The organism is Pseudomonas sp. HMWF006, from assembly GCF_003061205.1.
Taxonomy (GTDB): Bacteria; Pseudomonadota; Gammaproteobacteria; order Pseudomonadales; family Pseudomonadaceae; genus Aquipseudomonas; species Aquipseudomonas monsensis.
This window is the reverse complement of the sequence record NZ_QAIU01000572.1, coordinates 660-5,888: the sequence shown is the minus strand read 5'-3', so window position 1 is coordinate 5,888 and position 5,229 is coordinate 660. Positions and strand designations below refer to the sequence as shown.

Annotated in this window: 6 protein-coding genes and 1 tRNA gene; 3 read left to right on the top strand and 4 right to left on the bottom strand. The window is 54.0% G+C overall.

The genetic code is table 11. The annotated features are described in order from the left end of the window. The first annotated feature begins 140 nt into the window (after positions 1-140). Positions 141-578, top strand: a complete 438-nt coding sequence (locus DBR24_RS26235) for an Lrp/AsnC family transcriptional regulator (RefSeq protein ID WP_123469137.1) — start codon at positions 141-143, stop codon at positions 576-578. Positions 579-635: 57 nt separating this feature from the next. Then, positions 636-962 carry a YceK/YidQ family lipoprotein gene (locus DBR24_RS26230; protein WP_123469139.1) on the top strand — a complete coding sequence of 109 codons (327 nt, stop codon included), beginning with the start codon at positions 636-638 and terminating at the stop codon, positions 960-962. 65 nt (positions 963-1,027) lie between these two features. On the opposite strand, the gene DBR24_RS26225 is transcribed toward DBR24_RS26230, so the two are convergent. Continuing rightward, positions 1,028-1,699: a Bax inhibitor-1/YccA family protein gene (locus DBR24_RS26225; protein WP_128616166.1), complete on the bottom strand. Its 672-nt coding sequence runs from the start codon at positions 1,697-1,699 to the stop codon at positions 1,028-1,030. A 122-nt stretch (positions 1,700-1,821) separates the two neighbouring features. On the opposite strand from DBR24_RS26225, the gene DBR24_RS26220 reads away from it, so the two are divergent. Then, positions 1,822-1,909 (top strand) — tRNA-Ser (locus DBR24_RS26220). A gap of 361 nt (positions 1,910-2,270) precedes the next feature. On the opposite strand, the gene DBR24_RS26215 is transcribed toward DBR24_RS26220, so the two are convergent. The 3 genes from DBR24_RS26215 to DBR24_RS26205 all read right to left on the bottom strand — a co-directional run. Then, positions 2,271-3,701: an IS1182 family transposase gene (locus DBR24_RS26215; protein WP_128616165.1), complete on the bottom strand. Its 1,431-nt coding sequence runs from the start codon at positions 3,699-3,701 to the stop codon at positions 2,271-2,273. A 101-nt stretch (positions 3,702-3,802) separates the two neighbouring features. Continuing rightward, on the bottom strand, positions 3,803-4,234 hold the full coding sequence (locus DBR24_RS26210) for a VOC family protein (protein WP_128616164.1): 432 nt from the start codon (positions 4,232-4,234) through the stop codon (positions 3,803-3,805). Positions 4,235-4,552: 318 nt separating this feature from the next. Further along, positions 4,553-5,229, bottom strand: a 677-nt coding sequence (locus tag DBR24_RS26205) for a LysR substrate-binding domain-containing protein (protein WP_256591849.1), incomplete at its 5' end; no start/stop codon positions are given.

Genomic DNA, 5,229 nt, shown 5'->3' with positions numbered 1-5,229 from the left:
GTCCATTTCAGTCTCCTCTTGTGTGGCAAAAGTATGCCAAGTGGAGCCGGGGCCACTCCAGCGCAAAAAACAGGCTAAACTCGCCATCTGCCTTTTTTATAGTGGGTAGTTTCTTTCAGTTGCCTAATTCAGGAGTTTTTATGACCGACGACATCGACCAGATCCTGATCGGCGCCTTGATGGAAGATTCGCGGCGCTCACTCAAGGCGCTCGCGCAACTCAGCGGCCTGTCTTCGCCGAGCGTGGCCGAGCGCTTGCGTCGCCTGGAAGAGCGCGGCGTGCTCAAGGGCTACACCGTGGAGATTGACCCCAAATGCTTCGGCTACCAGTTGCAGGCGATCGTCCGCGTGCGCCCGCTGCCGGGACAGTTGCAGGAAGTCGAGCGGCAGATTCTGTCGATTCCAGAGTTTACCGAGTGCGACAAGGTCACCGGCGAGGACTGTTTCATTGCCCGCTTGCATGTGCGTTCGATGGAACAACTGGACACCCTGCTCGACCGCCTCAATACCTTGGCCGAAACCAATACCGCGATTGTCAAAAAGACCCCCGTCAAGCGCCGGCTGCCGCCGATGGCTTGAGTGCTTTTTCTTCCCGTTCGGCGTAGATTGAGGTTTTTCCAGCTAAGGATTGGCGGTATGAAATGTTATGCAGTGATGCTGATGGCGTTGGTGCTCAATGGTTGCGGTACGGTGCAAACCGTAGTGAGCAGCGACAAGCACACCGCCGACAGCCTCAAGAGAGAGAAAAGCTACTGCGGCGCCGTGCCACGGATCTACAGCGGTGTGACCTACGACTTCTGCCTGATGAACGCCGAAGTGCGCGAAGGTGTCGACACGTTCCAGCACAACAACGCGAACTTCGGCATCCTCATCGATGCAGCGGCGTCCGGGGTGCTCGATACGTTTTTACTGCCTTATACCGTCTACAAACAGCACGCCGATGGCAGCATCGTCATCAACTAGGTGCATTTTCAGCAGGCAACAAAAAACCCGCAAATGCGGGTTTTTTGTTGATGCCAGTCTGGCGATCAGTCGTCGCGGCTCATGATGCCGAATATCTGCAACAAGCTGACGAACAGGTTGTAGATAGATACATACAGGCTGATGGTCGCCATGATGTAGTTGCGCTCACCGCCGTGGATGATGGCGCTGGTCTGGAACAGGATGCACACCGACGAGAACAGCACGAAGCCGGCGCTGATCGCCAGTTGCAGGCCGCTGATCTGGAAGAACATGCTCGCCAGCGTTGCCCCCAGCAGGACGAAGAAACCGGCGGTGATAAAACCACCGAGGAAACTCATGTCCTTGCGGGTGATCAGCACGTAGGCCGACAGACCGCCAAACACCAACGCGGTCATCGCGAACGCCGAACTGACCAACTCAGCGCCGCCCTGCATGCCCAGGTAACGGTTGAGGATCGGGCCGAGCAGGAAACCCATGAATCCGGTCAACGCAAACGCGGACACCAGGCCCCACGCGGAGTCACGGAGTTTGTTGGTAAGGAAGAACAGCCCGTAGAAGCCGATCAGCACCACGAAGATGTTCGGGTAGCCCACACGCATCTGCTGTGCCACGAACGCCATCACACCGCTGAAAGCCAGGGTCAGAGCCAGTAGACCGTAAGTGTTGCGCAGGACGCGGCTAACCTCTAGCTGCTCAGCCTGCACGCTGTTATTAACTGCGTAATCCTGTTCGCGCATGGCGACACTCCTGTTGGTTTGAAACGTTCAGTCGCAAAGATCATAACAGACGCTCTGTAACAAGCCATGCAGAGAGTTTGACAGTGTGTTTCATTCAGGTATTATGGCGCCCGCAACGCAACGGAGGTGTGGCCGAGTGGTTTAAGGCAACGGTCTTGAAAACCGTCGACTGTAACAGGTCCATGAGTTCGAATCCCATCGCCTCCGCCATCTTATGTACGACAAAGCCCTGATTATTCAGGGCTTTGTCGTTTCTGGCATTCAGGAAATTTGCTCCTCTCTCTATGGATCGTTTCCGCATCTATTCGGGCATTTCCGCAACCCTACCCTTCTGACACCGTTAAGTTGGTGCTAAACAAATCAAACTAAGCACAGCGCGTCGGTAGCATTGAATGCTCAGTAGACCGCTTTCGGCCCAGAGTGTGTAAAAACGCTCAAGGCTTCATCGTCTTGGATCATTGACGTTCGTGGCTGAACGATCGCATGGCAAATGCTGCGTATTGCATCAGTCGCGACCTGGAACACGTCAACGCTGTTCTTACAGTCTCTGGGATGGGCCAAAATCAGCTTTTTATGCCGACAGCGCCTTCATTAAACCGTGAGCACCGATGATTTTCATGACCCGTTTCATGTTGTAGGCGAGCACATTTAAACTCATCTCCGCGCCCACCCCGGCCAGCTTTCGCGTCAGGAAGTGCGTCGCACCCATCCATTGTTTGAGCGTCCCGAAGGGATGCTCGACCGTACGCTTGCGGACTCGCATCATGTCCGGCGCGTTGCTCAGTCTGTTCTGCATTTCCTCCAGTATGGCTTCATGCTCCCAGCGTCGAACCCGTCGTTCCGTGCTCGGTGTGCACTGCGCTTTCAGCGCGCAGCCCCTGCATTTCGAACTCCAGTAACGTTGCAGCGTCAGGCCTTTTTCAACGTTGGTATAGCGCCAGATCAGTGCTTCTCCCGCCGGGCAAATGTATTCGTTTTTTGCCGCGTCGTAGATGAAAGCATCGTTATTGAAACGCCCGTCCGCTTTGGCTCCAGAGGTCATCGGCTTGGGCACATAGGCGGTGATCCCGGCATCGTGAAAACCCAGGATCTCTTCGCTTTTGAAGTAACCTCGATCAGCCACTACCGACAGCGTTTCTGACGCCATCGCCTCTCGGGCTTGCTTAGCCATCGAGCTGAGTTGATCGCGATCTGAACCAACGTTGGTCACCTCATGCGCAACGATCAAATGGTGCTGCGTATCGACCGCTGTCTGCACGTTATAGCCAACAATTCCCGTGCCGCGCGTCATTATGGATCGGCTGTCTGGATCGGTCAGTGAGACCTGTTTATCCGGTGATTCATTGAGCTGAATTTCGATCGCCTGAAGCTCTTTCATTTGAATTTTGAGCTTGGTGATTTTCTCTTCCAGCCGCACGGCGCTGGGCTCGGTAGCTGTTGGTTCTCGCCGATCAGCAGCATCGAGTGCCGTCAGGTAACGATTGATGCTCGATTCAATTTCTTCCATTCGCCGCTTCAGTTTGGCGCTGGTGAAATTGCGGTCGCGATTGTTGACGGCTTTAAATTTGCTGCCATCGATGGCGACCAGATGTTCTCCGAACAGTCCCAACTGCTGACACAACACGACGAACTGGCGGCAGACGCCTCGGATGGCTTTGCTGTTGTCTTTTCGGAAGTTGGCGATGGTCTTGAAGTCCGGCATCAAACGCCCGGTCAACCACATCAGTTCGACGTTGCGTTGGGCTTCTCGCTCCAGGCGTCGGCTCGACTGGATGCGGTTGAGATAACCGTAGATGTAGATCTTCAACAAGACCGAGGGATGGTAAGCAGGTCGGCCAGTGTCGGCTGGAATGGCACCGTCAAAACCCAGTTTGACCAGGTCGAGTTCGTCGACGAAGACGTCGACTACGCGCACCGGATTGGTATCGCTGACGTAGTCGTCGAGGCTCTCGGGAAGTAAGGTGCCTTGGCCTCGATGTTCACCTTGGATAAAGCGCTTCATGGGCGATCCCTGCGATGAAATCCTCAGAAATCATAGCAAGTGTTCGCGAAGGCGTTTTTACACACTCTGGGCCGGAAGCTGACGGTCGGCTTGGCTCCGTTTCAAATTGAGCAAGCCGGTCTCTCACCCAACCGCTCTACCAACCTTACGAGATAACCGTCGGGATCCTGGACGATGAATTCTCGCTGGCCTACTTCTACATTTTCAGCCCGATACCAAGTGTCTTTGCATTCTTGATAGAGTGAAAATCCAGTCTGAGCAAGTTTTTGGATGATAGGTGCGACAGCCTCAACATCAATTTGTAGGTTGATGCCTCTTCCAAACGGCTTAGTCAACGGCGCAGTCAGCCATTGACCCGCGTCCGAATCAACCTGCTCAAGCATCACTTGAGCACAATTCAAATCAAGGTACGCAAATCCATCTTCCGGGCGTTGATAAGCTATTTTGAACCCCAAGCAAGAAACCCAAAAAGCCAGACTGCTATCTAGGTTGGTGACCATTAACTCCGGAACCAGTTTGTTACGTTCTAACATGAGATGACTTCCATTTCAAAAGGCTAATTATTGCAGGCGAGCAGGTTCTGCACTTTTCGCTTCGATGCCACAACAGGATCGTGGCGAGCCTGATGATGCATGGTCGGGTGGGAATTATCGAGTCGAGTTGAATGGCCGTTATTGACCCAGAGTGCGTAAAAACGCTTCGCCAAAATTGGAGTGTGCGCGTTTACTTCGAATCTGAAATTTATCGGCACGTCAGCAGGTGCGGATTTTACGTAGAAGCGCGATTCTCAGCCCGGGCTTGAGTACCTGTCGCGCTGAAAAACGTTTTTACACAGCCTCGGCCTTAAGCGGTCATTGAATTTTGCTAGCAGACGGTACCAAACCAGCGGCAAGCGCCTCCAATAATGCACTGACCTTGGGAAGCGCCTGACGGCTCTTTAGCCAAATCAGATTGATCGCCTGGCCTTCGGTTGCCAACTGGGGAAGCACTTCAACCAATGTCCCCTCTTCAAGCTGACGTTTGATCAACCATGACGGTAACTGTGCTATCCCGCATCCCGCCGATACCGCGATTACCAAACCTTCGCCATCTCCCACAACGAACTTTGCGCCTATAGCCCTGCGTTCAATTTCGCCCGGATGCTTTCCTGAAAAACTCCAAGGGCTAACCGTTCCATCCGCCCAGCCGTAAGCGATGCACTGATGATGTTCCAAGTCGCGATCAGTCAAGGGCGTGCCGTGCTTACTCAAATATGCGGGAGACGCACAGAAGATATGCCACTCACTGCCCAGATAGCGGTGCCCCAATGTGGCGGGCCAAACGTCCGAACCACCGATGCGTACGACGATATCGACATCTTCCTCGATAGGGTCGATGACACGGTCGGAAAACGAAATGTGCGGCAGCAGCAGTGCATGTTCCTGGGCAAACCGCAGAATGACCGGAAGTGCCTGCAGGCGGCCGAATGCACCTGGAAGGTCAATGCGAATCCTGCCGCGAGGTTCAGTGTTTTCGGCAAGTAGGGACA